The following is a 25,242-nucleotide window of genomic DNA, read 5'->3' on the forward strand; positions in this document are numbered from 1 at the left end:
TCGGATAGTTCTCGAACTGCCGGCCCCTCAGAAACCCAGGACCTCTCAGAAGCGAGGAACGCCCCGGTACTTCCGCGCGCCCGCGCACGCCCGGCGCCACCTATCGCGTCCCTCCCACAGCGAAGGAAGCCACATGACCGACACGTTCAGACGCGCGGCCCTGACCGCCGCCACCGGCCTCGGCCTGTGCCTCACCCTCCTGCCCGCCGGGCAGGCCCAGGCCCAGGCACCCACCCGCGTACCGTGCAACGACATCGCAGCGCTGAAGACGGCCATCGACAACGCGAACGCCCGAGGGGGCAGCATCGTTCTGGCCCCCCACTGCATCTACTCCCTCCCGCAGGCCGACAACGAGGACGACGGCCTGCCGGAGATCACCGGCAAGGTGCGGATCTCCGGGAACCGCACGACGATCCAGCGGCCCGTGGGCGCCTCCGGCGCCTTCCGCATCTTCCACGTGCGGCAGACCGGCCACCTCACCCTGAACTCGCTCACCGTCCGCGGCGGCGAGGCCCCTGCGACCCCGTACTACGCGAGCAACGGAGGAGCCCTCTACAACGAGCGCGGAACGGTCGCCCTGAACGACGTGACCGTCAGGAACAACGTCTCCCACTGGCTGGGCGGAGGCGTCTGGAGCAGCCTGGGCACGCTCACCATGAAGAACTCGACGGTCCGTGACAACTCCAGCTTCGTCGGCGGCGGAGTGGCCACCAACGGGACGATGAGGACGGACGGCGGTGCCATCCGCGACAACTCCGCCGACTCCTGGGGAGGCGGCCTCGCGAACGGAGGCGAAACCAGGCTGAACCGCACGCCGGTCGACGGCAATCAGGTCGGAACCTCGGGCGGCGGCCTCGGCGGCGGCATCATGACCCTGCTCATCGACAACGAGATCGGGCCGCTGCGTCTGAACTCCACCAAGGTCAGGGACAACATCTCGCAGACACTCGGCGGCGGACTCTTCATCGGGGAGAGCGAGCCGACGACCCTGTACCGGAGCACCGTCACCCGCAACGCCGCGAACGGAGGCCCCGGCAGCGGCGGCGGCATCCACAACGACGGGCGCCGCTTCGGTATCTACACGAGGCCCGTCCCCGGCCCGGAGCGGACCATCGCCAAGGCGCCCGCCAAGCAGGCCCTGCCCAAGGTGAACCTCAACCAGAGCCGCGTCTTCAAGAACACGCCCGACGACTGCGCGCCGCCCAACAGCGTTCCCCGCTGCGACGCGGTGGGTTCGGCCCCCGCGAAGAACACGGCGAAGCCGGGCAGGAGTTGACGTCCACGGCGCTGCGGGGCAGCGGCCTCTGACGCGACGGCATCACGACCGCAGCGCGACGGCAGCCGGCGGGAGATCCTTGGGCGCGGTAGCCAGACCGTCTCCGGAGACCTCCCGCCGCCCGTGCGCACTCCCCTGAGCCGCGCCGGCCTCGGGGATGCCGCACCGGATTCCCACCGGATGTCACACCGGGGGCCGCTGCCCCGTCATGAGAAGCGGAAGGGTCCCCCTGGTAACCCCGGTCATAGGAGCGGAAGATGAATGTCGCGCTGTGGGTCGCCGCATGGCTGCTGGCCGCGGTAGCGCTGCTCGGCGGCGTCACCAAGGCCTTCGTGCCCAAGGAGAGGCTGGCCGCGGCGGAGGGCGGAGGATGGACCGCGGACGCCGGCACCGGCTTCGTGAAGACCCTCGGCGTCCTCGAACTGCTCGCGGCGGCCGGTCTGTTGCTGCCGGCCGCACTGGGCATCGCGCCTGTGCTGGTGCCCGTGACCGCCGTCTGCTGGGTGCTGCTGATGATCGGCGCGATGATCACGCACGGACGGCGCGGCGAACACCGGTTCATGGCGCTGAACCTGGTCTACCTCGCGCTCGCGGCCTTCATCGCATGGGGCCGCTTCGGTCCGGAGCCCTTCACCGGCTGACGTCCCGCCGTCCGGCCTCCCGCCCACGTACGCACCCGGCCCGCACCGCGCGCCTTGGGTCACCCTCACGTACCCGGCGTCGGTGAGGACGGGCTTCAGTGGCTTGCTCTTGATTTCCTCCCCGCTCCTGGAGGCGGGGGCTTGGAACGGGAGTCACGGCCCGGAACGAGAGCCACGGCCCGGGAACGAAAGTCGCCGCCCGGAAACGAGAGCCGCGGCTAGAAGCGGTCGAGGCGGCACCCCGCCAGCACCGGCTCGGCGACGCCGTCGGCCAGCTCCCGCGCGACCAGGCGCCCCACGGCCGGGCCGAGCGTGACCGCGGCGTGCAGCACGGCCACGTACAGGCCGGGAACCGCGGCGGCCGGGCCGACGATCGGTTCGCCGTCCGCCGGCATGGGACGTGCGCCGGTCCGGGCGCTGAGCAGCTCGACGTCGGCGGCACCCCGGAAGGTGGACCGGACGGCGGCGAGGGTGTGTTCGGGCGAGTCCGCGGCGGCGATCAGCCGGTCCGCGGACACCTGCCGGAGATCGAAGTCCCGGTTGCTGACCACGGTGCGGACCAGACCGGCCGGAGCGCGGAACCGGAAAAGCGTCGCAGGCGACGGACCGACCGGCACACGCACCCCGAGCGGCGCGCCCAGCGCGGCCGTCGCCGCCCCTGCCGCGAGCACCACGTGCGCGGCGGGAAGAGGCCCCTCGGCCGTCTCCACCCCGACGGCCCGGCCCGCGGCGTCCCGGCGGACCGCGGTCACCGGAGTGTCCGGGAGGAACCGGGCCCCGTGGGCGCGGGCCCCCTCGACCAGCCGCTCGGTCACGCCCACCGGGTCGACGGCTCCGTCACCCGGCGCCCAGACGGCCCACTCCGGGGGCCGCCGCAGCGCGGGCTCCAGCGCCGCGACGGTGGCACCGTCGACGATCTCCTGCCCGGGCCCCGCCTCCGGCGGTCCGTCCGCCGCGCCCCAGGAAAGGGAGCCCGACCAGGTCACCGGCAGCCCCGGCAGTTCGGCCTCGAGCCGCCGGTACTCCGCCGTCGCGGTCGCCCGCAGCGCGGCTGCCGGACCGGTGCGTACGCCGGACGCTCCGATCCAGGCGAACGAGTGCGCCGTCACTCCGGCACCCGGACGCCCGGCGTCGACGAGGGTCACGGCCGCACCCGCCCGGGCGGCGTGGTAGGCCACCGAGGCACCGACGATGCCGGCGCCGGCGACCACCAGGTCGCTGCTCATCGCCGGCTCGTCCCGCAGGAGTTCAGTTCGCCGTACGCGTGGGCGCGGGGTCCGAGGAGCGCGGGATCGCTGAGTCCGGTCACGGCGGAGGAGTCAACCATGCCGGACGGCCGGCCGCCTCACGAAAACCGGCCGTACCGCAACTCCGCCGACGCACGGCTCAGTTGACCTCTCGCTCAAGCGCCACGGAACGCCCTACCGCGGCCCCCGTGCCTCTCCGGCGGCCGCCGCCGCCCAACTGGACGCGCCCGCGGTAGCGTTGGTGGCTTCTGGTCGATGAAGCGTCCCCGAGCCCCGCCCCGCCCGCCTCCCCGGCAGGCCGGGAGGTTGTGAGCGCAGGCTGACGCCCTCCGCATCGACACCCAGCCCGGAACCCGTCGCAACACACGTGCCCTGCTGCGCAGTTGCACGCCGACGGTTCCACTCGGGCCCACCGCTTCCTCGATCGACGACAGCTGACCGAAGGGGACAGGAATGCAGCCTGGACACGCGAGCCGCTCGGCGATGGGCAGTGCCCTGCTCAGGGCGGAACACGCCCGCGAGGACCCCGTGCGCGTTCTGGACGACACGCTGGCCGGACAGCTCGTCCCGGCCGCGGAACGGCCGCGCCTGGAGGAGACGATCGCCGGCTGGCCTCCTCTAGTGCGCCAGTCCCTGCGCCTGCGTCACGCCCTCCGTGCTCGCGTCGCGGAGGACGAGGCAGCGGCGGGCCTGTCCGTGGGCCGGTCCGACTACGTGCTGCTCGGGGCCGGTCTGGACACGTTCGCCTGGCGGCATCCGCAGGCCGGTCTCTTCCGCGTCTGGGAGGTGGATCATCCGGACACCCAGGAGTGGAAGCGGGCGGCGCTCGCGCAAGCGGGGGTGGCGGAAGCGGCGAACGTCCGGTTCGTATCCGCCGACCTGGTCACGACGGAGCTTCAGGAGACCGGTCTGCCGGGGCTGGCGACATGGAACTGGCTGGGAGTGACGATGTACCTTCCGCGAGCAGCGACCCGGACCACCCTGCGCGCCATCGCCTCCCGGCAGGAAGGAACGACGCTGATCGCCGACTTCGTCCGCGCGGACGAGGAGCTCGACGACCTCGGACAGGCCGTCAGATCGTCGGCCGACGCGGCAGTCGCCGCCGACGGCGAGCCCGTCCTCGCCGACTACACCGTCGCCGAAGTGGAATCCCTCCTCGTCGAGGCGGGATTCCGCACCGTCACCCTGCTGGACGCGGACACCCTCCGCGCGCGCTACCTGCCCACGCGGCCTGACCTGTGCCTTTCGAGCTCCACCGTGCTCGCCGTGGCAGCCGTGTGACCGCAGCGGACCTGACCAGTCTCGCTGAAGATGAGGCATGCTCAGGCCCTGACCTGGGGTGCCTCTGGTTGAGCGAGATGGCTCAGGTCGTCTGTCTCAGTCGAGGTGAGCATTTCGGCGACGCGCGCACCAAGCCGCCAAGCCCTGGCGTAGCCAGGGCTTCGTGAGGACGCGCGGGGTCGCGGTCCGGTGTGCTGGATGCGACTGCGCCGGCCACACGTTCGTCGGCGTGGAACCGTCCCACCACTCCGTGACATCGCCACCCGTGTGCCCAGGCAGTACACCGGCATCGCGGTCGAGGTCACCAACTGCCGGGTCGGGGTGTCGCTGCACCTGGCGTCCGCTAACGCGTCGGCCGCGGTGAACCGGCGTCCGTTCCTGCCCAAAGCGGGGATCCCACCTCGTCGAAGGCCGACGCCCGCCCGCGCTCACAGCAGTCCGGGCCGCTGCCACTCGTCACCAAGGACGTGGTGGTCGAGGAAGTTCAGGAACGCCTCGTACCAGACCTGGATGTGGCCGGGGGAGAGAATCCAGTGGTTCTCGTCCGGGAAGTACAGGTACTTCGCAGGCACCTCGAACCGCTGCAGATCCTGGAAGAGCGCGGCGCCCTGGCCGACCGGCACGCGGTAGTCCTTCGCGCCGTGGATGACCAGCATCGGCGTACGGATCTTCGCGGCGTCCAGGTACGGGGAGTGCGCCTCGTACCGCTCGGGCCGGGTCACCGGGTCCCCGAAGATGCACTGGAAGTACCAGGGCGCGTCGGTGTCGCCCTGGAAGGACCGCAGGTCCCACAGGCCCGCGTGGCTCACGATCGCCTTGAACCGATCGGTGCTCGTGGCGACTCGGTTGGCCATGTAGCCGCCGTACGAGCCGCCCCCGAGCGCGGTGCGCGCGGCATCGATGTCGTCACGGGCCTCGGTTGCGTCGGTCAGCGCCATCACGTCCGTGTACGGGACCCCACCCCACTGCCCCCAGCCGCGCCTGTGGCCCTGCTGACCGTAGCCGGTCGACAGGGCCGGGTCGGGCAGCAGCACCGCGTAGCCGCGGGCCGCGAACGGCCACGGGTTCCACCGCCAGGTCCAGCCGTTCCAGCTGCCCTGCGGCCCGCCGTGCACGGCGACGAGCAGCGGCGCGGGGTTCTCGGCCGACGCGCCCTCAGGCAGCACGAGCCAGCCGCGCAGCCGGTACCCGTCCGCCGCGTTGGCGTGCACCTCGGTGAGGGTGCCCGGCAACGCGCCGAACGCACCGGGGGCGGGCAGCTCGACCGGCGTCTGGTCGGCGACGTCGGCCTCGAACCTGACCGGCCGCGGCGGCGAGTCGATCGCGTTGCGCAGCGCATACAGCGTCCGCCCGTCGGGGGCCACGCAGAGCGAGCCGTACGCGCCCGAGGCGGTGAGCCGGGTCACGGTACCGTCCGCGTCCCGCCGGAAGACGGGCGCGTGACCCTCCACATCGGCCACGAAGAAGAGGGCGTCGTCGACCGTCGAACAGACGGCGCCGACAGGCCAGTTGTCGAACCCGGGCAGCAGATCGACGGCCTCGCCGCCGTCCACGCCGACCCGGACGAGCGTCATGTCCATCGACTCGTCGTAAGTCGGCCACGTCATCCGCGAGCACACGACCGCCGAGCCGTCGTGCGTGAACACCGGCGCCTCGTAGAGGTGCTCCACATCGCCCAGGACGAAGACCTCCTCGCCGGTGGCCGCGTGTGCCACCACCACGGCAGTGCGGTTCTCGGCAGGCACCCGGCCGGGTACGAACCGGGTGTAGGCCACTCGCGTCCCGTCGGGCGACAGCGCCACGTCCCCGGGGTGCTCAAGGCCGACGCCCTGCCCGCCGGCGTCGACCACGGCGCCCTCGGCCCCCGCGTGCACGAAGGTGTGCTGCGCCTCGGGGCCGAGATCGCGGTCCCAGGCGCGGGTCGGCCCGGCCTCGTACAGGATCGCGGTGACCTTCGCGTCCCTGCGCGCCGTGCGCATCTTGCCGTGCGCGGCGGCGTCGGCGGCCCCGGGTAGCAGACCGGCGGTGTGGGCCAGCGCGCCGGACTCCCGGGCGACGGTGAACGCGGTGATCCCACCCGGGTGACGGGCCACGACGGCGGCCTCACCACGCCCGGGCAGCGCCCACAGCGCGGCACCCTCGTGCTCGTCCTCCTCACTGTCGTCTTCGCGTTCCGACAGGAAGTACAGCACCCCGTCCGGGCCGAACGCGGGCCCGGACTCGCCCTTCCCCGACCGGGTCAGGCGCAGCGCCTCGCGCTCCCCGGCCGGATCGATCTCCCACAGCCCGGACACGAACCTGGTCCGGTCCTCCGACAGCGTCTGCACGGTGGCGACGAGACGGCCACCGTCGGCGGACAGCGCAAGGGAGTTGACGCGAGGCTGGGCGAGGAACGCGGGCAGGTCGTGGAAGGCGGTCGTGCCACCGGGGATCGCAGCCATGTGGACGATTCTTGCTCGCGAAGGAGGCGGTGAACAGCGGATTACGGGCGCCGCCCGCCAGGGGTGCCTGCCGCCCGTCCGGCGAAACGCAGAGATCCCGCCCGATCGAAGTGATCGGACGGGATCCCGTCAACCGCCTACGAGCTGACTCGTGAACGGCGCCTCCGATCACAGCAACTCGTTCAGACCGCTGCCGCACCCGACGCTCACGAACTCCCCGTTCCAGGGTCGCGGCCCGACTCCCAATCCCCTAGCAAGCCCTCGCCCGTTCGGTGATGAGCGTGTGTTGAGCGGCGATGTCTAGCTCGGTCCACAGCCGTAACCTCAGCCGAGGTGTTTCAAGTTGGTGCGGCATCGGTGAACACTGCGCGACGACACTCCCTGCTGTCTGCTCGACCAACCGAGCCCACGCGTCTCACTCAATGCAGTCCATGCAGGTCAACAGCATGCGACCGACTAACTTCATTGAGACAGGACAAGACCCCTGAGAACGGGCACGGTGACAGATGCGCCACACCTGCAAGCGATTTGCTTGCAATAGTTAGCACGCGGGGGCATGGTGGGAGGCATGGCTTCCCTGAACGTCGGCAATGTGGGCGAGTTCCTGCGCGAGCAGCGGCGCAACGCCAAGCTCTCGCTGCGGCAGCTCGCCGACGCCGCCGGGGTGTCCAACCCGTACCTCAGCCAGATCGAGCGCGGCCTGCGCAAGCCGAGCGCCGACATCCTGCAGCAGCTCGCCAAGGCGCTGCGGATCTCGGCCGAGACGCTGTACGTACAGGCCGGGATCCTGGACGAACGGGAGCGGGAGGACCTTCTGCAGGTCCCGGCCGCCATCCTCGCTGACTCCTCGATCAACGAAGGGCAGAAGCAGGCGCTGCTCCAGATCTACGAGTCGTTCCGCAAGGAGAACGGGCATACGGCGTCCAAGGGGCCCGGGCAGGACGCGGGAACCGGGCCCGCCCGGAAGCGCGGAACGACCGCGGACACCCGCACGAACGAAGCCGAGGCCCCCGAGGCCGACGCCCGATAGCACTACATCAGCAGGGAGAGACCTTCCATGCCCAACGGCAACGACCTCCGCAGGACGCTCACCGACCCCAAGCCCCTCTACTTCGCCGCCGGCGTGCTCGACAAGATCCGCGAGGAGGCCCCGGATCGGATCGCCGCGGTACGCGCGACCGACCCCAAGGAGGTCCAGGCGCGCGTCAGCAAGCAGGCGAAGGAGACCCAGGCCAAGGTCAGCCAGACCCTGGGGAACATCGACACCGACATCAAGAAGCTGCGCGAGCAGGCGCAGCACCTCGCGCTGCAGAGCCTCGGCGTGGCCGCCGAGTACGCCGTGAAGGCACGCGAGACCTACGACGAGCTGGCCGACCGCGGCCGCGGCGCCGTGAAGAACTGGCGCGGCGAGAGCGACGTCCCCGAGGTCACGGTCGAGCGCGAGCCGGTCAAGGTCGCCGAGCCGCCGGTCGAGCCGCGCCGCGGCACCGCCAAGCCGGCCGGGGCCGCGAAGGCAGCGGACGACGCCTCGCCGGCGGCCGGAACGGCGGGCACCCGCAGCACCACGACGGCGAAGACCACCCCTGCCAAGACCACCCCTGCCAAGAGCGCCGCGGGCAAGTCCGCCACGGACGAGTCCGCCGCGGGCAGGAAGGGGACGGCCGGCGACGCCGCGAAGCCCGGCGGCGCGAAGTCCGCCGCCCAGAAGAACGGCAACGGCAAGGCCGGCAGCACCCGCACGAGCACCGCCAAGTCCAACGGCGGCCGCAAGTCCGCGCCGAAGTCCGACGACTCCTGACTTCGGGGGCACCGGCCGCGCGGCGGCCGCACGGACACCCGGCCCGCTCGCCGGACCGGCCCGGGCAGAGCCCGGATGACCGGTCCGGCGAGCGGGTACGGTGGCAGGACGAGCCGCTCACGGGGCGGCGGGCGACCGCCGTACAGGCCGGTACGCTCAGCGGCTCACCGACTCAGGACACTTACGAACGCGCAGGGATGTGGACGTGATGATGGAGGGGTTCTTCGGAGTGCTGGGGATTATCTCCATGGTGCTCCTGGCCATGGCGGTGTTCGCCTTCATCGACAGCGCGATGCGCCCGACCGGCGCCTATCCCGCCGCGAGCAAGCAGACCAAGATCTTCTGGCTGATCATTCTCGGTCTGACCATCGCGGCGAACATGTTCAACATCCTCTTCCTGCAGGTGGCGGGCCTGATCGCGACGATCGTCTACATCGTCGACGTCCGCCCCGCCCTCAAGCAGGTCACCGGGAACGGCCCGCGCAAGGGCGGCAGCAGCAGCGACGGGCCGTACGGGCCGTTCAACGGCCGCTGAGCCGAGGAACCGCCTCGCGCCGCTCGCGGTTGCCCCGCGCCTTCAGCGGTTCGCCTTCCGCGGTTCGCTCGCGCCCTTCGCGGTGGACTCCCGCGAACTGCCGCGAACTCCCGCCTGTCCGGCGCGCTCCCGCCGTCCGCGGTTCATCCGCGGTCGAGGAGCAGCACCGCGACGTCGTCGGTGAGTTCGCCGCCGTTCAGGCCCCGCACGTCCTCCATCGTCGCGTCGAGCAGCTGCTCGCCGTGGGCCCCCTGCGCCATGCGCGCGGTGACGATCTCCAGCATCCCCTCCTGCCCGAGACGCTGGCGCCCCTCGCCGACGCGGCCCTCGATGAGGCCGTCGGTGTACATCAGCAGGCTCCAGGTCCGTCCCAGTTCGACCTGCCGCCGCGGCCAGCGGGCCCGCGGCACCACTCCCAGTGCGGGGCCGCTGTCGTCGTACGGCAGCAGCCTCGGGGCCGTGCCTCCCGCGCCGGCGACGAGCGGTGAGGGGTGCCCGGCGAGGCAGACCCCCGCCCGGTGCCCGTCGGGGGAGATGTCGACCGTGCAGAGGGTCGCGAAGACCTCGTCGCTCGGACGCTCGTTCTCCAGCACCTTCTGCAGCGTCCCCAGCAGCTGGTCCCCGCACAGTCCGGCGAACGTCAACGCCCGCCAGGCGATGCGCAGTTCGACGCCGAGTGCGGCCTCGTCGGGGCCGTGGCCGCACACGTCGCCGATCATCGCGTGGACCGTGCCGTCGGCGGTGCGCACGGTGTCGTAGAAGTCGCCGCCGAGCAGGGCGCGGGAGCGTCCGGGGCGGTAGCGGGCGGCGAAGCGCAGTTCACTGCCGGCGAGGAGCGGTGTCGGGAGCAGCCCGCGCTCCAGCCGTGCGTTCTCCTGGGCGCGCAGCCGGGACTCGGTGAGCTGCCGCTGGGCCAGGTCGGAGCGCTTGCGCTCGACGGCGTACCGGATGGCGCGGTTCAGGAGCCGCCCGTCCAGCTCGTCGCGGAAGAGGTAGTCCTGGGCGCCGACCCGCACGGCTTCGGCGGCGCGTTCCGCGTCGGCGCCGTCCGTCAGTACGAGCACGGCGTGGCGCGGGGCGAGACGCAGCACCTGCCGCAGCGTCTCCAGCTCGTCGGCCTGTTCTCCGTCCTGCTCGCCGGGCCGGTCCGCGTCGTGGGCCCCGGCCGCCGCGCCGGCTCCCCGGCCGGCCTCCTCCGCAACCGGCTCGTGGACGGCGGCTCCGCCCTGGGCGCCGGTGAGGGCGAGGTCGAGCAGGATGCACTGCACATCGTCGGTCAGGAGCCGTTCGGCTTCGGTGAGGTTGCGCGCCGTCCGTACCCTGATGCGCTCGCCCGAGGCGTCGGAGAGCCGGTCTCCCGGGAGGTATCCGCCTGCTGCGTCAAGCATCTCGGGGACGCTGCGCCCTCCGGCGCGGCTGTCCTCGATGACCAGCAGCGACAGCCCGCTCTTCGCGGGCGACGCGGCCCGGCCGGGCCTGCCGGCCTGACGCGGTACAGACGCGCGCGGCGACGCGGAGACCGCGTCCTCGCGTGGCACGCCTACGGGCATGTGTGCTTCCTTCCCTCCCCCCGAGGGTGCGGCCGCGTGCCAGCCGGCACGCCACCAGGCCCGGCACCGGCGCTGCTCCACCGCGCCTGCGCCGTCCGGGCTGTCAGGGGACCCTAGCGCCCCCGCACGTATGTACGGAATGGATGTCGGCAAACGTCACATGGCATATGCCTGCACGCCGGGGCCGGCTCGTCCTCATTTGTCCGGACGCACGACACCCTTGATCAGCAGCGAGCCCGCGCCCGCGACGGTGATCTGGCGCCCCGTGCGCGGCGCGTGGACCATCTCGCCCCCGCCCACGTACATGCCGACGTGGCTCGCGTCACGCTTGTAGATGATGAGGTCGCCGGGGCGCATCTCCCGCAGCGGCACCCTCGGCAGCTGCTTCCACTGCTCCTGCGACGTCCGCGGTATCTCCTCGCCCGCCGCCTGCCAGGCACGCAGGGTCAGCCCCGAGCAGTCGAAGGTACGGGGGCCCTCGGCGCCCCACTCGTAGTCCTTGCCGATCTGGTTCGTGGCGTAGGCGATCGCGCGCTTGCCCGCCTTCGAGGCCTTGCCGCTGATGTCGTCCAGCACGCCGGACTTCAGCCACTTCGACTGCCGCGCCCAGGCCGCCTCGTCCTCCAGCTGCCTCAGCCGCTTCAACTCGTCCTTCGCCAGGCGGGATTCGAGCTGCTCGGCCCGCTCCAGCTCCCTCTCGACCTTCTTCTTGGCCGATGCCTTCCGCTTGCGGTTCGCCTCCAGCGCCTTCAGCTTGGCCGCGGCCTCGTCGGCGTACTTCTCCAGCTTGAACTCGCTGCGCGCGAGCGTGGTGATCACGCCCATCGCCGCACGCTGGCCCTTCCGCATGATGAAGGCGTCCCGCATGAACGCCTCCGGGGACTCGCGGAGGATCAGCCGGGCCTCGTCCGGCATCCCGCCGCTGCGGTACTGGGCGCGGGCGAGCGCGCCGGCCGTGTTCTTGTACTGGCGCTGCTTCACGCGGAGCGCCGACGCCTTCTCCTTCAGGCTCTTCACGGCCTTCGCCTGGCCCTTCGCGCGCTCCTCGGCGCCGTTGTAGGCCTCGGCCGCCGCCTCGGCCCGGTCGTGGAGCCTGTCGATCTGCTTCTGGACGTCCTCGAGGCTCGGGCCGCTGGCACCGGACGCGCCCTCTCCGCCGTCCCGGCCGCCCCTGTCGCCCGGATCCGCGTGGGCCGTCCCCGCCGCGGGCACCGCCAGCATCCCGAGCACGCAGGCCGCCACAACCGCCCGGTGTTTCGCCGTACCGCCCACCCTTGCCCCCTCGTGGTCACGTCCGCCGCAGGCACTGCCGCACGTGCCGCGCCTGCCGGGTTCGCGGGCGGCGGACGGCCCGTCAGAACCCGTCAACTTCCGCCCACTCAGCGGATGGTGCCACGCGTCCACCGAGAACAACAGGCCCGCGGACGCCGCCCCGGGCCCCTGAAGCAGTCCCTCCGGGGCGCCCCGCGCCTGGTCACGCCGGGGAAGACCTACCCGCGGGTACTTCCCGAAAACAGGCCCCTCCGCGGCCTCGCACAGCGCCATCGAGCTGACCGCCGAGGTTCACCGCACGTTCATCCACTTCCGTGGGCCGCTTCACCTGATCTGTCTAATTTCAGCCTTACGGAGCGCGGACTGCCCGCCTCCCGACCGGCTGCCGGGCAGCGCGCCCAGGGGCCGCCAGAACCCACAGACGTCTCGCGCGCCGCCCCGCCGGCGGGCTCCAGGAAGGAACTGAACGAAAGTGAAGCTTCAGCGCACGAACCGGCTTCGCGCCCTCGCCCTCGGCGCCGTCGCGGTCTCCGGCGCCCTGGTACTCACCGGCTGCGGCTCGGACGACAACACCTCGAAGACCACCGAGAAGGCCGCCGCCGACATCGAGTGCGACGGCAAGGGCAAGCTGCTGGCCTCCGGCTCCACGGCGCAGAAGAACGCGGTGGACGCCTGGGTGAAGAACTACCAGGCGGCCTGCGGAAACACCCAGATCAACTACAAGGACATCGGCTCCGGCGGCGGCATCCAGGAGTGGCTGCAGGGCACCACCGCCTTCGCCGGCTCCGACTCCGCCCTGAAGCCCGACGAGGTCGCGGCGTCGAAGAAGGTCTGCAAGGGCGGCCAGGGCCTCAACCTGCCGATGGTCGGCGGCCCCATCGCCGTCTCGTACAACCTCTCCGGCGTCGAGGACCTCGCGCTGGACGCGCCCACCCTCGCCAAGATCTTCGACTCGAAGATCAAGAAGTGGAACGACCCGGCGATCAAGAAGCTCAACCCGGGCAAGAAGCTCCCCGCCACCGACATCCAGGCCTTCCACCGCTCCGACGAGTCGGGCACCACGCAGAACCTCGGCAAGTACCTGGGCACCGCCGCCAAGGACGACTGGAAGTACGAGGACGAGAAGTCCTGGCCCGCCAAGGGCGGCCAGTCCGCGTCGGGTTCGGCGGGCATCGCCCAGCAGGTCAAGCAGACCGACGGCGCCATCGGCTACTTCGAGCTGTCCTACGCCACCGCCAACAACCTCGACAGCGTCAAGATCGACACGGGTGCGGGCGAGCCGGTGGCGGCCACGTCCGAGAACGCCTCCAAGGCCATCGCCGACGCGAAGGTCGTCGGCAAGGGCAAGGACCTCGCGCTGGAGCTGAACTACGCCACCAAGGCCGAGAACGCCTACCCGATCGTCCTCGTCACCTACGAGATCGCCTGCGACAAGGGCAACAAGAAGAGCACCCTCGACGCCGTCAAGTCCTTCCTGTCCTACACCGCCGGCGAGGACGGCCAGAGCACGCTGACGAAGCTGGGTTACGCGCCGCTCCCCGAGGAGATCGCGAAGAAGGTCCGCAGCACCATCCCGGAGCTGTCCTGACGGGCCGTACCCGGCCGGGACCGTGGCTGCTTCCCCGCCACGGCGCGTGACGTGGCCGGCCCGGCAGCGGGCCGGCCACCGGCGTCCGCCCCCTCCACGGGCCACCGCCGCCCCCAGCCGGCCCGGCGTACCCGCCGGCCGCCCGTCCGGTGCACCGCCGCCAGGGGAGACCCCCCGACCCCAGACCGGAGACACCATGGACCTCTCACACACCTCGCCGCCCCCGACGGCCCCGCCCCCGACGCCGCCGGACAGCGCTCCGGCCGCCGTCAAGGGCAGGGCGGTCCACCCCGGCGACAAGATCTTCCGCGGTCTGTCCCGCGGTTCCGGCATCACGCTTCTGGTGATCATGGCGGCCATCGCCGCGTTCCTCACCTACCGCGCGTCGATCGCCCTCTCCGCCAACTCGGTCGACTTCCTGACCGCCTTCGAGTGGAACCCCCAGGGCGATCCGCCCGCGTTCGGCATCGGCATCCTCGCCTTCGGGACGGTCGTCAGCTCAGTGATCGCGATGGTGATCGCCGTGCCCGTCGCCGTGGGCATCGCGCTGTTCATCTCGCACTACGCCCCCCGCAGGATCGCGGCACCCCTCGCCTACGTCATCGACCTGCTGGCCGCGGTGCCCTCCATCATCTACGGCCTGTGGGGCGCGCTCTTCCTCGTCCCCTACCTGGACGGGCTCACGCGCTGGCTGGACCAGTTCCTCGGCTGGACGACGCTCTTCGAGATGTCCAACCCGGGCAGCCCGGCACGCTCGATCTTCACCGTCGGCATCCTGCTGGCGATCATGATCCTGCCGATCATCACGAACGTCTGCCGCGAAGTCTTCCTGCAGGCACCGAAGATGTACGAGGAAGCGGCACTGGCGCTGGGCGCCACCCGCTGGGAGGTCATCCGCATGTCGGTGCTCCCCTTCGGACGGTCCGGCATCATCTCCGCCTCGATGCTCGGCCTGGGACGCGCGCTGGGCGAGACCATGGCCGTCGCGACGGTCCTCTCCCCCGGCTTCGTCTTCACCTGGCACCTTCTCGACCCCGGCAGCGGCACGTTCGCGCAGAACATCGCCGCGAAGTTCAACGAGGCCGACGAGTTCGGACGTGACGCGCTGATCGCCTCCGGCCTCGTCCTCTTCGTCATCACCCTGCTCGTCAACGGCGCCGCCCGCTACATCATCGCCCGCCGCAAGGAGTACTCGGGGGCCGACGCATGAGGCACGGAAGGGCACTTCGCCGAGCAGGCACCACCCGGGAGCGAGGGCACGCATGAGCGACAACGCACTGATGGACAGGCCGCAGGTCACCGACCCGTCCCCCGCCGGCCCCTCCCTCGCCCGCCGGCGCCTGCCGCGCTGGACCCCGGCGCTGGTCGCCCTGGTCTCGGTGGGCCTGGGCGTCGGCGCGGGCAGCCTCGCCGGCTGGGAGAGCCGCGTCCAACAGGGGCTCATAGCCGCCCTGTTGTTCGTGATTTTCACCTACGCGCTCACGAGCCTCGTCGAGGACGCCCGCCAGGCCAAGGACAAGGTCGCGACCAGCGCCGTGTGGGTCTGCTTCGCCGCCGCCGTGGTCCCCCTGGTCTCCCTCGCCTGGACGACCGTCAGCCGCGGCGCGGAGCTCCTCGACGGCTACTTCCTCTCCCACTCGATGGGCGGCATGACCAACCTCGAGGAAGGCGGCGGCGTCTACCACGCGCTTCTCGGCACCCTCGAACAGGTCGGTCTGGCAACGCTGATGGCCGCCCCCGTCGGGCTGCTCACGGCCGTCTACCTCGTCGAGTACGGGCGCGGCCGGCTCGCGCAGGCGGTCACCTTCTTCGTCGACGTCATGACGGGCATCCCGTCCATCGTCGCCGGGCTGTTCGTCCTCGCCTTCTGGAACCTCGGACTCGGCTTCGGCCCCTCGGGATTCGCCGGCTCCATGGCGCTGGCGATCCTGATGATGCCCGTCGTGGTGCGCTCCACCGAGGAGATGCTCAAGCTCGTACCGAACGAACTGCGGGAGGCGTCACTGGCGTTGGGCGTGCCGAAGTGGCGCACCGTCCTCAAGGTCGTGCTGCCCACGTCCATGGGCGGCATCGCCACCGGCGTGATGCTCGCCGTCGCCCGCATCACAGGCGAGACGGCACCCGTGATGCTGCTCGTCTTCGGCAACCCGCTGATCAACCCCAACCCGTTCTCAGGCGCGCAGGAATCGCTCCCGCTCTACGTCTGGAACCAGTACAAGCTCGGCAACGCGGCCAGCATCGACCGCGCCTGGGCCGGAGCGCTCACGCTGATCGCGTTCGTGATGCTCCTGAATCTGCTGGCGCGCGGTATCGCCCGCTGGAAGGCGCCCAAGGGGGCGGGCCGTTGACCCCCGGCCCGGCCGCCCCCACGCCCCGGCCGCACGCGCACGCGCCCTCCCGCACGCACCCCCGAGAAAGCGACTGACACCATGGCCAAGCGAATCGACGTCAGCGGCCTCACCGCCTTCTACGGCGGTCACCGGGCCATCGACGACATCTCCATGAGCGTCGAACCCCGCTCCGTCACGGCCTTCATCGGACCGTCCGGCTGCGGCAAGTCGACCCTCCTGCGCACCCTCAACCGCATGCACGAGGTCACCCCCGGCGGCCGGGTGGAGGGCAAGGTGATGCTGGACCACGAGGACCTGTACGGGACGAACGTGGACCCCGTCGCCGTGCGCCGCACGATCGGCATGGTCTTCCAGCGGCCCAACCCCTTCCCGACGATGTCGATCTACGACAACGTCGCGGCCGGGCTCCGCCTGAACGGCGACTACAAGAAGAAGGAACTCGACGGCATCGTCGAGAAGTCCCTCAAGGGCGCCAACCTGTGGAACGAGGTCAAGGACCGCCTCGGCAAGCCCGGTTCGGGTCTCTCCGGAGGCCAGCAGCAGCGGCTGTGCATCGCCCGCGCCATCGCCGTGCAGCCGCAGGTGCTGCTGATGGACGAGCCGTGCTCGGCCCTCGACCCGATCTCCACGCTGGCGATCGAGGACCTGATCGGCGAGCTGAAGTCCCACTTCACGATCGTCATCGTCACGCACAACATGCAGCAGGCGGCGCGGGTTTCGGACCGTACGGCCTTCTTCAACCTCTCCGCGGTCGGGCAGCCCGGCAAGCTCATCGAGATCGACGACACCGAGCGGATCTTCTCCAACCCGTCGGTGCAGGCCACCGAGGACTACATCTCCGGGCGCTTCGGCTGATCCGCGGACGAGCGGACCGTGGCCGCGGGCCTCGCGGTGCCGCACGGCGGCGCCACCGGCAGGGCCCGCCCCCTCGGTCAGCGGGGGCGGGCCCGTCGTGCCGTGCGGGCCGCGCGGCGCGGCCCGGGTGCGTCAGCCGAAGAGGAAGAGGATCGACCAGTAGCTCAGAGCCGCCACGGTCGCCGCGGCGGGCATCGTGATGAACCATCCCGCGACGATGTTCCCCGCGACTCCCCAGCGCACTGCGGAGAAACGCTTCGTCGAACCGACACCCATGATCGCCGAGGTGATGACGTGCGTCGTGGAGATCGGCGCGTGGAACATGAACGACGCGGCGTACATCACCGACGCCGCCGTCGTCTCCGCCGCGAAGCCCTGCGGGGGGTCGAGCTCGATGATGCGCCGCCCGAGCGTCCGCATGATCCGCCACCCGCCGGCGTACGTCCCGAGTGAGAGCATCCCCGCGCAGGCGACCTTCACCCACAGCGGGATCCCCTTGTCGTCCTGCACGTCCGCGATCGTCAGGGCCATCACGACGATGCCCATCGTCTTCTGCGCGTCCTGCAGACCGTGTCCCAGGGCCATCCCCGCCGCGGAAACCGTCTGCGCTATGCGGAAACCCCTCTTGGCGCGGTGCGGGTTGGACTTCCGGAAGAGCCAGAGAATGGCGCACATCACCGCGTAGCCGAGCACGAGCCCGACGATCGGCGAGAGGAACATCGGCAGGACGATCTTCTCGATCACACCGGACCACAGCACGACGGTCCCGCCGGCCAGAGCCGCGCCCACCATGCCGCCGAACAGCGCGTGCGAGGACGACGACGGCAGGCCGAAGTACCAGGTGATCAGGTTCCAGACGATCGCACCGGCCAGCGCGGAGAAGAGGATCGCCATCCCGCTCTGCCCGGTCGGCGTCTCGATGAGGCCCTTGCTCACGGTGTCCGCGACGCCGCTGCCGAGGAAGGCGCCGGCGAGGTTCATCACGGCCGCCATGGCCAGCGCGGCGCGCGGCGTCAGCGCACGCGTCGAGACCGAGGTGGCGATCGCGTTGGCCGAGTCGTGGAAGCCGTTCGTATACGTGAAGAAGAGCGCGACCCCGACGGTCACGATGAGAGCGAACGTGTCCACGAGTGGTCAGGACTCCTTGACCGCGATGGTCTCGACCGTGTTGGCCACGTGCTCGAAGGCGTCCGCCGCCTCCTCCAGCACGTCCACGACCTGCTTCAGCTTCATGACGTCCATCGCGTCGTACTTGCCGTTGAAGAGGTGGGCGAGCAGCTTGCGGTGGATCTGGTCCGCCTGGTTCTCAAGGCGGTTGACCTCGATCCAGTACTCGGTGAGGTTCTCCATGGTGCGCAGGTGCGGCATGGCCTCGGCCGTCAGCTCGGCCGCACGCGCCAGCACCTCGATCTGCTGCTCGACACCCTTGGGCAGGTCCTCGATCTCGTAGAGCACGACGAGATCGACGGCCTCCTCCATGAAGTCCATGATGTCGTCGAGCGAGGAGGCCAGCTTGTAGATGTCCTCCCGGTCGAAGGGCGTGATGAAGGAGGAGTTGAGCTGGTGGAAGATCGCGTGCGTCGCGTCGTCCCCCGCGTGCTCCGCCGCACGCATACGCTCGGCGATCTCGGCGCGTGCGGAGGATTCCGCCCCGAGCAGTTCCATCAGGAGTCTCGAGCCCGTGACGATGTTGTCCGCGGAGGCCGCGAACATGTCGTAGAAGCTCGTCTCCCTTGGGGTCAGACGAAAGCGCACTGGAGATCCTCGGGGTCCATCGGTGACGGTCTCGTTGATGCTAAGCGCATCATCCGGCCACGGCGAGGCGGCCTCAGACAGTGTCGCCCATAGCTCACTCTGCCCTGAACCGCCCTCCCCGAATCCGTTACGCTATACCCACGAGGGGTATCTTTTCGGGCCTTCGGGACAGCACGCACCACCGCGCATTTCCGGCCATTTCAGGCCCTTCCACGTATGCGACCGCGCACCGCCCCGCGCCCACTGACCACGGGAGGCACCATGACGACGGCCGGAGCCGACGGCGGGCGGAGCACCACCGCCGGCGAGGACCCCTGCGCCGCCCACGCCGCCACCGGCGAGCACGGCTACACCAAGGAGAAGGACGCCCACCTCAAGCGCCTCCGCCGCATCGAGGGCCAGGTGCGGGGCCTGCAGCGCATGGTCGAGGAGGACGTGTACTGCATCGACGTCCTCACCCAGGTCTCGGCGTCCACGAAGGCGCTGCAGTCCTTCGCGCTCCAGCTCCTGCAGGAGCACCTGCGGCACTGCGTGGCACACGCCGCGAAAGAGGGCGGCAAGGAGATGGACGAGAAGGTCGAGGAGGCGACGGCGGCCGTCGCGCGCCTGCTGCGCACCTGAGCCGCGAGCAGCCGATCGGGACGTAACGCACGGAACGCCCGGACCGGAACCCGGCGGAAGTGGCGGATCCCACACGAGCACGAATGCCGCGTACGGCACTCAGCGGGACGATCCACCCGCCCCGCCCGCACCTCGGGGCTCGTCAGGGACGCCGGTGCGGCGACGCGGCCGTCCGGCCGCCGGAAGCCTGGCCCTTGGCCTGCGCGGAGCGCGGCACCGGACGCTGAACCGACTGCCAGGCCGTCTCGTCGACGTCGCCCGGGACCGTGCCGAGCACCTCGTCGATGCGCGCCACGCTCAGCCTCTCCTCGCCGGCCGCCTCCGCCGCCGAGGCGGCGATCATCAGCTCGCCGCACAGCTCGATCTCGGCGAGGGCCACGTGGTCCTGGACGACAGAACCCCGCGAACCACGACCGGGCACACCGGGAACGCTGCCAGGCACACGCACCACCTCCTCGTGTATCCCCACGGTAGGGACGGGCCCACCCTCCGCGCATGGCAAATCCGGACCATTTCGAACCCGCAACCGCGACCGAGGCGTCCGATGCGGAGCCATGGGCCCGCAACTCCTCAGAACGGCGCGATCTTTCCCGCGTAGATATCGGATGATTCGGGCATCTCGACCGTCACCGGTGCGCCGAAGCCGTGGAACCACGTCGTCGACGACACGGCGACGCCCTCGCCGCCGTTCCCGCCGGACTCCGCCCCACCCGGCTCTTCCCGCGCATCACCCGCGAAAGTGAACTCGTGCCTGACCTTCCGCAGGCGCCCCTGCCCATCGACGTACGCGTCAAACGGAACCGCCCGCTCGGAGAACCCTTTCGCCGCCGCGGCCAACTGATCACGCCAGTGCGGGGCGGCGTTCCGCGCCGCCGCCCGCAGGTCGACCGTGCCCCTGTAGCGGCGCACGCTCTCCCCGTCCAGCTCCCGCCGTCCCGCGTACGTCACCCCCCGCGCGCCGCGCAGCAGTTCGGCCGCGCTGACGGCGTCCGTCGCACCCGCCGTGACCAGGTTGCCGTCGGGCAGGGCGGTGGTGTCGAGACGGACCCACTTGTCCTCGGGGACGCCCGCACCGCGGTTCTTCATGAACAGCGCCTGCGGCACCACGATCTCCTTCACGAGACGCCGCTCGCCGGGCCGCGCGCCCGAAGTCCCCTCGGGCAGCCGCACCGTGAGGTGGCCCAGCCGCTTCCGGTAGTCGAAACCGCCCTCGCCGTCGACGGAGATGCGGGTCCCGCCGCTGGCCATCGTCATGGAGGTGCGGGAGCGCGAAGTCCCGTACCGGGTCAGCACGTCGGGAGCGGCTCGTACGACCTCGGCGGGAGTGGGGTGCGGCCTGTCGCTCGCGGCCGCCGTGCCGTTGTCCGTGCAGCCGGTGGCGAGGAGGAGCGAGGAGACGGCGGCGGAGAAGGTGCCGGCAGCAGCTCGCGCATGACCGCGCCCGAGCCCCTGCGCCACCATCTCCGCCACCCCCAACGAGCACTCCGTACCTGGGATCTTCCTGGGATCCGATCCCTTAACGAGACGCCGGGGCCTGCCGTCACGGGGACGGTTACGGTTGTCGCGTGCGCGAGCGAACGGGCGGAGGCCCCGGCCCTGAGCGGCCCGAACAGGGCGGACGGCGCCGCGAGGACACGGACGGGGACACGTACACGGACGGGGACGAGGGCGAGGGCGAGGGCGAAGGCGTGGAAGAGGACGGGCCCCACAACACCTCGACCGTCGAACGCGGTTCGTTCACCTACGCCCGCTGCTCGTGCGGCTGGGCCGGTCCGGCGCGCCGCGCGAGGGGGACGTCCCGGGCGGACGCGGCGGCACACGAGGCCCACGGGGCGCGGGGAGCGTGACGGCGGAGGGGCGGTGGTCGCGGGCGCCGCACGGCGGGGGCGCGAGGCGGCCGACTCGCACGGCGGAAGGACGGACAGGTCAGCGCACGGCGTCCGGCAGTTCGGGTTACGCCGCCAGGTCGCGGTCGTCGCGCGGGCTGCGGCGCCCCGGCTGCCGTCCGGCACCTGGGGAGTCACGGCCCTCTGCTCCGGCGCCACGGCCCTCGGACACGCGCTCCGCGTCCGCACCCGAGGCGCGGCGGGCCGAGGCCGCCCACACCAGACCGCCCAGCCGCGGAGCGTCGGCGACCGCCCGCACGACGGGCGTCAGCAGCCACATCGCGGCCGGCGCCAGCAGCAGCGAGACGGCCGTACCGAGCGCGAGACCGCCGATCACGTCCGTCGGGTAGTGCACGCCCATGTAGACGCGACTGAGGCCCGCGGCCACCGCGAGCAGTATGCCCACCAGCCCGTAACGGCGGTGGACCATGAAGATCCCGACAGCCAGCGCCATCGCAAGGGTCGAGTGGTCACTCACGAACGAGTAGTCGTCCTTGCCCTCGATGAGGACTTCCAGCCCCTTGTGGTCCACGAACGGACGGGGCCGCTCGACGAAGTTCCTGATGGGGATGTTCACCAGCAGCGCGAGAGCGGCGGCAAGCGGCGTCCAGACGAGCCCCGCGAAACCGGCGACGGCCTCGTCGCCGGAGGGCGCACGGCGCGTGACGCGCCACCAGGCGGCGAAACCCAGCAGCACGAGCGCGAAGACGATGCCGTACTCGCCGACGTACTCCATGGTCCGGTCAGCCCAGGTCGGGGCGGACTCTGCCAGGCCGTTGATCTCGTAGAGCAGATCGACGTCCGGGTCGTCCCAAACTGCCATCGCTTCGCTGACCTCTCACTCTGCACTGCTCGACGCTCGTCCGCCGCGCTTCGACCCCCCGTGGCCGTGGATGCGGAAGTGCTCTTCCGCCGTAAAGAGAACGCCGCTCGACGCTCCGGGCGTTCCGGTCTTACCGAACGATCACCCGGACGTTATCGAAGGGTGATCCGTATCCGCAGCTCAGGGGCTACGTCTCACCCAGCGTTCCGCAATGATTACACGTTCCTGCACGCCCTCCTCACCGTCCCGCCATCTTCCGCGGCCCGTACATGCGATCCAGTCGTCCTTCCCCGCCGCGGCCGGCCGTCACACCGCCACAGCGTAGTGAATAGCCTTTATAAGACGGACAGTTGACGCTTAGAGCGATTTCGGCCCCGCCTGGTTCCCGGCCGGCTCCGGCCGGCTCCGGCCGGCTCCGGCCACCCCGGGTGACCGTCGGAGGTCGCGCGTCAGCCGTCAACTGTCAGCTGTCAGCCGTCGGGCGTGTGGCCCCGAAGTAGTTCGGCGTATCGATGGGATCGAAGCGGATCTTGGCGCCCGTGTAGGGCGCGTTGATCATCTGGCCGCCACCGACGTAGATGCCCACGTGGTCGATCGAGCGCGAGTTGTTCAGGTCGCTGCCGAAGAACACCAGGTCGCCCGGGAGGAGTTCGTCCCTCTTCGGGTGGGGCCCGCTGTTCCACTGGTCGTTCGCGACCCGCGGCAGCGTCACACCCACGCTCCTGTACGCGGCCAGGGTCAGCCCGGAGCAGTCGAACCGGCCGTCCTGCTCGGGTGTGCCGTTGCCGCCCCACAGATAGGGCGTGCCGAGCTTCTTCTGCGCGTAATAGATCGCGCCGGCGGCGCGCCTGGAGGGATCGACGCGTCCCTTGGTGGAGGCGAAGCTCTTCTCCATCTTCCGGATCGTCGACACGTAGTTCTTCGTCTCGCGGTACGGCGGGACTCCCCCGTACTTGATGACGGCGTAGGCCCCCGCGTTGTAGGCGGCCAGCATGTTATCCGTCCGGTCGCCGGGGGCGTCCTTCACGTAAGAGGCCAGCTTGCAGTCGTAGTTGGCGGCGGAGGGGATGGCGTCCTTCGGGTCCCACACGTCGCGGTCGCCGTCCCCGTCCCCGTCGAGGCCGTGGGCCGACCACGTGCCGGGGATGAACTGTGCGATGCCCTGGGCCTGCGCGCTGCTCTTCGCGTCCGGACGCCAGCCGCTCTCCTGGTAGAGCTGCGCCGCCAGCAGTGCCGGGTTCAGCGCGGGACACAGCGATCCCCACTTCTGCACCAGCGCCTGGTACTGGGAAGGCACGGCGCCCTTGGCCAGTCCCACGACGCGGCCGCCCGCACCCGCGAGACCGGCCGCCGTGACGTACGTGCCGACCACGAGCAGAGCCACGAAAGCGGCCAGCAGCCCTAACCCGCCGCCGACGCCCAGCCAGACCTTGCTACGTCCCGCTCCACGCATCCGCACCACTCAACCATCCCTCATACGAGCGTGGTTCACTGCCCATCCCGTCCGACTCATGACAGAATCCGAGGAGGCGTGCCCCTGGCGGGCACAGCGTCCAGCTTCATCCTTCCTTCCCGATCAGCGTGTTCGATGCATCATCAATCTCCGATATGGGGCGGTGAGTTCACCATGTTTCTGGCGGCCGACAAGGGCGACATCACCACCATCATCGGCGGAATCGCGCCCGACTGGGGCCCGTTCGGTTCGCTCGGCAACGAGGCCCGGATCATGATCGAGGTCGTGATGGCCGTCGCCATCCTCCTCTGCCTCGGCATCGCCATCTGGGGTGCCGCGAAGCAGCGCATCGGCGCCACGGCGCTGCGCGACACCTTCAGCGCCGAGCAGGGCAAGGGCCTGATCGTGGCAGGGCTGACCGGCGTGTTCATCATCGGTTCGCTCGGCACGCTCTTCACAATCGTCTACGGCATGGCGGTGTAGGGGCGGCCTCCGGCTGCGCGACCGGGCGGTTCCGGGGCGGCGCGGCGGGCGCGACCGCGTCGGCGGTGCGTACCGGGCCGGGCCCGTACCGGACCGGGCCTCCCGCCCGTCCTTCGGCACGGTGGCGGGATGCGTTCGAACGTACCGCCCGCATCCGGCCGTCCCCGGTGTGCTCCGGCGCGCACCGGGCACATCGAACCTGAACTGCCCGGCCTTACGGAGGACTTGAACGCGCATGCACATCGTGAACCCGGCACTCGACGACTACCTGCTGGCCCACGCGACACCCGCCGACGACGTCCTGCGCGACCTCGTCGAGGAGACCCACGGACTGGAGCCGGGGACGACGATGCAGGTGTCGCACGACGAGGGCGAGTTCCTCACGATGCTCACCCGCCTCACCCGCGCCGAATTCGCCGTGGAGATCGGCGTGTTCACCGGCTACTCCTCCATCTGCATCGCCCGCGGCCTCGCCGAGGGCGGCACGCTGCTGGCATGCGACGTGTCCGAGGAGTGGACGTCCGTCGCCCGCCGCTACTGGGAGCGCGCGGGGCTGAGCGAACGCATCGACCTGCGCATCGCCCCGGCCCTGGACACCATCCGCGGCCTCCGGCCCGGCGCCCGCATCGACTTGGCCTTCATCGACGCCGACAAGACGGGCTACCCGGCGTACTACGAGGAACTCGTCCCGCGTATGCGTCCCGGCGGGCTGATCGTCCTGGACAACGTGCTGCGCGGGGGCCGGGTCGTGGAGCCGGAGGCGCAGGACGACGCGGACAGGGCCATCCGGCAGGTCAACGACACCATCACGGCGGACAGCCGCGTCCAGTCGGTCATGCTGCCGCTGAGGGACGGCGTGACCCTCGCCCGGAAGCTCTGACCGGGAAGCTCTGAGGCCGCGGCGGATGCGGGCGCCGCGCAGCGCTCGGGGGCAGCGGGGCGCAGGCACCCGGGAGCGGCTTCTACGGCGGAGTTCCGCGTTCCGCGGAGACCGGGTCCGGCGGGGTTCGTCCCGGTCGCAACTCGGTCGGGGTTGTCAGTGGTGCGCCCTAGTTGTACTGACCCGTGAGGTTAGGAACGCGGCTGGCGGGTGGTAGGCCGCCGAGCGCGGTGTGCGCGCGGTGGTGATTGTAGGTGTGCAGCCAGTTGGGGAACGCTTCGCGTCGTTGGCTTTCTGAGTGGTAAGGGCGGGCGTATGCCCACTCTTCCAGCAGGGTGCGGTTGAGGCGTTCGACCTTCCCGTTGGTTTGCGGCCGGTAGGCGCGGGTGCGTTTGTGCGAGATGCCGGCCGCGGCCAGCGTGTTGCGCCAGGCGTAGGACTTGTAGCAAGCGCCGTTGTCGGTGAGGACGCGCTCGACAGTGATCCCGCACTCGGCGAAGAAGGTC

At 70.9% G+C, this 25,242-nt stretch carries 25 protein-coding genes and 1 pseudogene; 15 read left to right on the forward strand and 11 right to left on the reverse strand.

Features of this window, described 5'->3' with window-relative positions:
• The first annotated feature begins 133 nt into the window (after positions 1 to 133).
• Complete coding sequence (locus tag H181DRAFT_RS29550; RefSeq protein ID WP_045862012.1) at positions 134 to 1,276, forward strand: hypothetical protein; 1,143 nt, start codon at positions 134 to 136, stop codon at positions 1,274 to 1,276.
• A 257-nt stretch (positions 1,277 to 1,533) separates the two neighbouring features.
• A complete protein-coding gene (locus H181DRAFT_RS22740) occupies positions 1,534 to 1,917 on the forward strand; it encodes a DoxX family protein (RefSeq protein WP_045862013.1) in 384 nt (127 codons plus the stop codon).
• Between the two features lie 218 nt (positions 1,918 to 2,135).
• Here H181DRAFT_RS22740 and H181DRAFT_RS22745 read toward each other — a convergent pair whose 3' ends face one another.
• Complete coding sequence (locus tag H181DRAFT_RS22745) at positions 2,136 to 3,143, reverse strand: NAD(P)/FAD-dependent oxidoreductase (protein ID WP_045862014.1); 1,008 nt, start codon at positions 3,141 to 3,143, stop codon at positions 2,136 to 2,138.
• Between the two features lie 474 nt (positions 3,144 to 3,617).
• Here H181DRAFT_RS22745 and H181DRAFT_RS22750 point away from each other — a divergent pair, with 474 nt between their 5' ends.
• A complete protein-coding gene (locus tag H181DRAFT_RS22750) occupies positions 3,618 to 4,445 on the forward strand; it encodes a class I SAM-dependent methyltransferase (protein WP_078895372.1) in 828 nt (275 codons plus the stop codon).
• Positions 4,446 to 4,643: 198 nt separating this feature from the next.
• Positions 4,644 to 4,787 (forward strand): annotated as a pseudogene (locus H181DRAFT_RS30050) (hypothetical protein); the annotation flags it as partial.
• An 86-nt stretch (positions 4,788 to 4,873) separates the two neighbouring features.
• On the opposite strand, the gene H181DRAFT_RS22760 reads toward H181DRAFT_RS30050, so the two are convergent.
• Positions 4,874 to 6,886: a prolyl oligopeptidase family serine peptidase gene (locus tag H181DRAFT_RS22760; protein ID WP_045862016.1), complete on the reverse strand. Its 2,013-nt coding sequence runs from the start codon at positions 6,884 to 6,886 to the stop codon at positions 4,874 to 4,876.
• A gap of 568 nt (positions 6,887 to 7,454) precedes the next feature.
• Between H181DRAFT_RS22760 and H181DRAFT_RS22765 the strand changes: the two genes are divergently transcribed.
• The 3 genes from H181DRAFT_RS22765 (at position 7,455) to H181DRAFT_RS22775 (ending at position 9,219) form a co-directional block, all read left to right on the forward strand.
• Complete coding sequence (locus H181DRAFT_RS22765) at positions 7,455 to 7,916, forward strand: helix-turn-helix domain-containing protein (protein WP_045862017.1); 462 nt, start codon at positions 7,455 to 7,457, stop codon at positions 7,914 to 7,916.
• Between the two features lie 27 nt (positions 7,917 to 7,943).
• A complete protein-coding gene (locus H181DRAFT_RS22770) occupies positions 7,944 to 8,684 on the forward strand; it encodes a hypothetical protein (protein WP_045862018.1) in 741 nt (246 codons plus the stop codon).
• Positions 8,685 to 8,889: 205 nt separating this feature from the next.
• Positions 8,890 to 9,219: a DUF2516 family protein gene (locus H181DRAFT_RS22775; RefSeq protein WP_045862065.1), complete on the forward strand. Its 330-nt coding sequence runs from the start codon at positions 8,890 to 8,892 to the stop codon at positions 9,217 to 9,219.
• 143 nt (positions 9,220 to 9,362) lie between these two features.
• Here H181DRAFT_RS22775 and H181DRAFT_RS22780 read toward each other — a convergent pair whose 3' ends face one another.
• Together H181DRAFT_RS22780 and H181DRAFT_RS22785 are read right to left on the reverse strand one after the other, a co-directional pair.
• Positions 9,363 to 10,607, reverse strand: coding sequence for a PP2C family protein-serine/threonine phosphatase (locus tag H181DRAFT_RS22780; protein WP_052708372.1), 1,245 nt, complete (start codon positions 10,605 to 10,607; stop codon positions 9,363 to 9,365).
• Positions 10,608 to 10,964: 357 nt separating this feature from the next.
• Positions 10,965 to 11,990: a C40 family peptidase gene (locus tag H181DRAFT_RS22785; protein ID WP_045862066.1), complete on the reverse strand. Its 1,026-nt coding sequence runs from the start codon at positions 11,988 to 11,990 to the stop codon at positions 10,965 to 10,967.
• A 523-nt stretch (positions 11,991 to 12,513) separates the two neighbouring features.
• On the opposite strand from H181DRAFT_RS22785, the gene pstS reads away from it, so the two are divergent.
• The 4 genes from pstS to pstB all read left to right on the forward strand — a co-directional run bounded on the left by pstS (position 12,514) and on the right by pstB (position 16,835).
• Positions 12,514 to 13,629, forward strand: a complete 1,116-nt coding sequence (gene pstS / locus H181DRAFT_RS22790; RefSeq protein ID WP_045862020.1) for a phosphate ABC transporter substrate-binding protein PstS — start codon at positions 12,514 to 12,516, stop codon at positions 13,627 to 13,629.
• A 196-nt stretch (positions 13,630 to 13,825) separates the two neighbouring features.
• Complete coding sequence (gene pstC / locus H181DRAFT_RS22795; RefSeq protein ID WP_045862021.1) at positions 13,826 to 14,839, forward strand: phosphate ABC transporter permease subunit PstC; 1,014 nt, start codon at positions 13,826 to 13,828, stop codon at positions 14,837 to 14,839.
• Between the two features lie 52 nt (positions 14,840 to 14,891).
• Positions 14,892 to 15,977, forward strand: a complete 1,086-nt coding sequence (gene pstA, locus H181DRAFT_RS22800) for a phosphate ABC transporter permease PstA (RefSeq protein ID WP_045862022.1) — start codon at positions 14,892 to 14,894, stop codon at positions 15,975 to 15,977.
• Between the two features lie 81 nt (positions 15,978 to 16,058).
• Positions 16,059 to 16,835 carry a phosphate ABC transporter ATP-binding protein PstB gene (pstB, locus tag H181DRAFT_RS22805; RefSeq protein ID WP_045862023.1) on the forward strand — a complete coding sequence of 259 codons (777 nt, stop codon included), beginning with the start codon at positions 16,059 to 16,061 and terminating at the stop codon, positions 16,833 to 16,835.
• 132 nt (positions 16,836 to 16,967) lie between these two features.
• On the opposite strand, the gene H181DRAFT_RS22810 is transcribed toward pstB, so the two are convergent.
• Positions 16,968 to 17,963, reverse strand: coding sequence for an inorganic phosphate transporter (locus tag H181DRAFT_RS22810; protein ID WP_045862024.1), 996 nt, complete (start codon positions 17,961 to 17,963; stop codon positions 16,968 to 16,970).
• Positions 17,964 to 17,969: 6 nt separating this feature from the next.
• The gene (locus H181DRAFT_RS22815) at positions 17,970 to 18,590 is read right to left on the reverse strand and encodes a DUF47 domain-containing protein (protein WP_045862025.1); all 621 of its coding nucleotides are present in this window, start codon (positions 18,588 to 18,590) and stop codon (positions 17,970 to 17,972) included.
• A gap of 261 nt (positions 18,591 to 18,851) precedes the next feature.
• On the opposite strand from H181DRAFT_RS22815, the gene H181DRAFT_RS22820 reads away from it, so the two are divergent.
• The gene (locus H181DRAFT_RS22820; RefSeq protein WP_045862026.1) at positions 18,852 to 19,211 is read left to right on the forward strand and encodes a metal-sensitive transcriptional regulator; all 360 of its coding nucleotides are present in this window, start codon (positions 18,852 to 18,854) and stop codon (positions 19,209 to 19,211) included.
• Positions 19,212 to 19,353: 142 nt separating this feature from the next.
• On the opposite strand, the gene H181DRAFT_RS22825 is transcribed toward H181DRAFT_RS22820, so the two are convergent.
• Both H181DRAFT_RS22825 and H181DRAFT_RS22830 read right to left on the reverse strand, forming a co-directional pair.
• Positions 19,354 to 19,653 (reverse strand): hypothetical protein, encoded by a 300-nt coding sequence (locus H181DRAFT_RS22825; protein WP_139131746.1) that lies wholly within the window; start codon positions 19,651 to 19,653, stop codon positions 19,354 to 19,356.
• A 128-nt stretch (positions 19,654 to 19,781) separates the two neighbouring features.
• Complete coding sequence (locus H181DRAFT_RS22830; protein WP_045862067.1) at positions 19,782 to 20,672, reverse strand: SCO4651 family lipoprotein; 891 nt, start codon at positions 20,670 to 20,672, stop codon at positions 19,782 to 19,784.
• 104 nt (positions 20,673 to 20,776) lie between these two features.
• Here H181DRAFT_RS22830 and H181DRAFT_RS22835 point away from each other — a divergent pair, with 104 nt between their 5' ends.
• Positions 20,777 to 21,058: a hypothetical protein gene (locus H181DRAFT_RS22835; protein WP_045862028.1), complete on the forward strand. Its 282-nt coding sequence runs from the start codon at positions 20,777 to 20,779 to the stop codon at positions 21,056 to 21,058.
• Positions 21,059 to 21,164: 106 nt separating this feature from the next.
• Here H181DRAFT_RS22835 and H181DRAFT_RS22840 read toward each other — a convergent pair whose 3' ends face one another.
• Together H181DRAFT_RS22840 and H181DRAFT_RS22845 are read right to left on the reverse strand one after the other, a co-directional pair.
• Positions 21,165 to 21,920 carry a phosphatase PAP2 family protein gene (locus H181DRAFT_RS22840; RefSeq protein ID WP_045862029.1) on the reverse strand — a complete coding sequence of 252 codons (756 nt, stop codon included), beginning with the start codon at positions 21,918 to 21,920 and terminating at the stop codon, positions 21,165 to 21,167.
• A 463-nt stretch (positions 21,921 to 22,383) separates the two neighbouring features.
• Positions 22,384 to 23,373 (reverse strand): C40 family peptidase, encoded by a 990-nt coding sequence (locus tag H181DRAFT_RS22845; RefSeq protein ID WP_045862068.1) that lies wholly within the window; start codon positions 23,371 to 23,373, stop codon positions 22,384 to 22,386.
• 174 nt (positions 23,374 to 23,547) lie between these two features.
• On the opposite strand from H181DRAFT_RS22845, the gene H181DRAFT_RS22850 reads away from it, so the two are divergent.
• A complete protein-coding gene (locus H181DRAFT_RS22850; protein ID WP_045862030.1) occupies positions 23,548 to 23,856 on the forward strand; it encodes a hypothetical protein in 309 nt (102 codons plus the stop codon).
• Between the two features lie 235 nt (positions 23,857 to 24,091).
• On the forward strand, positions 24,092 to 24,736 hold the full coding sequence (locus H181DRAFT_RS22855) for an O-methyltransferase (protein WP_045862031.1): 645 nt from the start codon (positions 24,092 to 24,094) through the stop codon (positions 24,734 to 24,736).
• Between the two features lie 169 nt (positions 24,737 to 24,905).
• On the opposite strand, the gene H181DRAFT_RS22860 is transcribed toward H181DRAFT_RS22855, so the two are convergent.
• Positions 24,906 to 25,242, reverse strand: a 337-nt coding sequence (locus H181DRAFT_RS22860) for an integrase core domain-containing protein (RefSeq protein WP_045862032.1), incomplete at its 5' end; no start/stop codon positions are given.

Source organism: Streptomyces sp. WMMB 714 (genome assembly GCF_900090125.1).
GTDB lineage: Bacteria > Actinomycetota > Actinomycetes > Streptomycetales > Streptomycetaceae > Streptomyces > Streptomyces daqingensis.

What these genes read in the sequence shown, in the direction of transcription:
- H181DRAFT_RS29550 (WP_045862012.1), top strand. Translation starts at nt 134, where the DNA reads ATGACCGACACGTTCAGACGCGCGGCCCTGACCGCCGCCACCGGCCTC.
- H181DRAFT_RS22740 (WP_045862013.1), top strand. Translation starts at nt 1,534, where the DNA reads ATGAATGTCGCGCTGTGGGTCGCCGCATGGCTGCTGGCCGCGGTAGCG.
- H181DRAFT_RS22745 (WP_045862014.1), bottom strand. Translation starts at nt 3,143, where the DNA reads ATGAGCAGCGACCTGGTGGTCGCCGGCGCCGGCATCGTCGGTGCCTCG.
- H181DRAFT_RS22750 (WP_078895372.1), top strand. Translation starts at nt 3,618, where the DNA reads ATGCAGCCTGGACACGCGAGCCGCTCGGCGATGGGCAGTGCCCTGCTC.
- H181DRAFT_RS22760 (WP_045862016.1), bottom strand. Translation starts at nt 6,886, where the DNA reads ATGGCTGCGATCCCCGGTGGCACGACCGCCTTCCACGACCTGCCCGCG.
- H181DRAFT_RS22765 (WP_045862017.1), top strand. Translation starts at nt 7,455, where the DNA reads ATGGCTTCCCTGAACGTCGGCAATGTGGGCGAGTTCCTGCGCGAGCAG.
- H181DRAFT_RS22770 (WP_045862018.1), top strand. Translation starts at nt 7,944, where the DNA reads ATGCCCAACGGCAACGACCTCCGCAGGACGCTCACCGACCCCAAGCCC.
- H181DRAFT_RS22780 (WP_052708372.1), bottom strand. Translation starts at nt 10,607, where the DNA reads ATGCTTGACGCAGCAGGCGGATACCTCCCGGGAGACCGGCTCTCCGAC.
- H181DRAFT_RS22785 (WP_045862066.1), bottom strand. Translation starts at nt 11,990, where the DNA reads ATGCTGGCGGTGCCCGCGGCGGGGACGGCCCACGCGGATCCGGGCGAC.
- pstC (WP_045862021.1), top strand. Translation starts at nt 13,826, where the DNA reads ATGGACCTCTCACACACCTCGCCGCCCCCGACGGCCCCGCCCCCGACG.
- pstA (WP_045862022.1), top strand. Translation starts at nt 14,892, where the DNA reads ATGAGCGACAACGCACTGATGGACAGGCCGCAGGTCACCGACCCGTCC.
- pstB (WP_045862023.1), top strand. Translation starts at nt 16,059, where the DNA reads ATGGCCAAGCGAATCGACGTCAGCGGCCTCACCGCCTTCTACGGCGGT.
- H181DRAFT_RS22820 (WP_045862026.1), top strand. Translation starts at nt 18,852, where the DNA reads ATGACGACGGCCGGAGCCGACGGCGGGCGGAGCACCACCGCCGGCGAG.
- H181DRAFT_RS22830 (WP_045862067.1), bottom strand. Translation starts at nt 20,672, where the DNA reads ATGGTGGCGCAGGGGCTCGGGCGCGGTCATGCGCGAGCTGCTGCCGGC.
- H181DRAFT_RS22840 (WP_045862029.1), bottom strand. Translation starts at nt 21,920, where the DNA reads ATGGCAGTTTGGGACGACCCGGACGTCGATCTGCTCTACGAGATCAAC.
- H181DRAFT_RS22845 (WP_045862068.1), bottom strand. Translation starts at nt 23,373, where the DNA reads ATGCGTGGAGCGGGACGTAGCAAGGTCTGGCTGGGCGTCGGCGGCGGG.
- H181DRAFT_RS22850 (WP_045862030.1), top strand. Translation starts at nt 23,548, where the DNA reads ATGTTTCTGGCGGCCGACAAGGGCGACATCACCACCATCATCGGCGGA.
- H181DRAFT_RS22855 (WP_045862031.1), top strand. Translation starts at nt 24,092, where the DNA reads ATGCACATCGTGAACCCGGCACTCGACGACTACCTGCTGGCCCACGCG.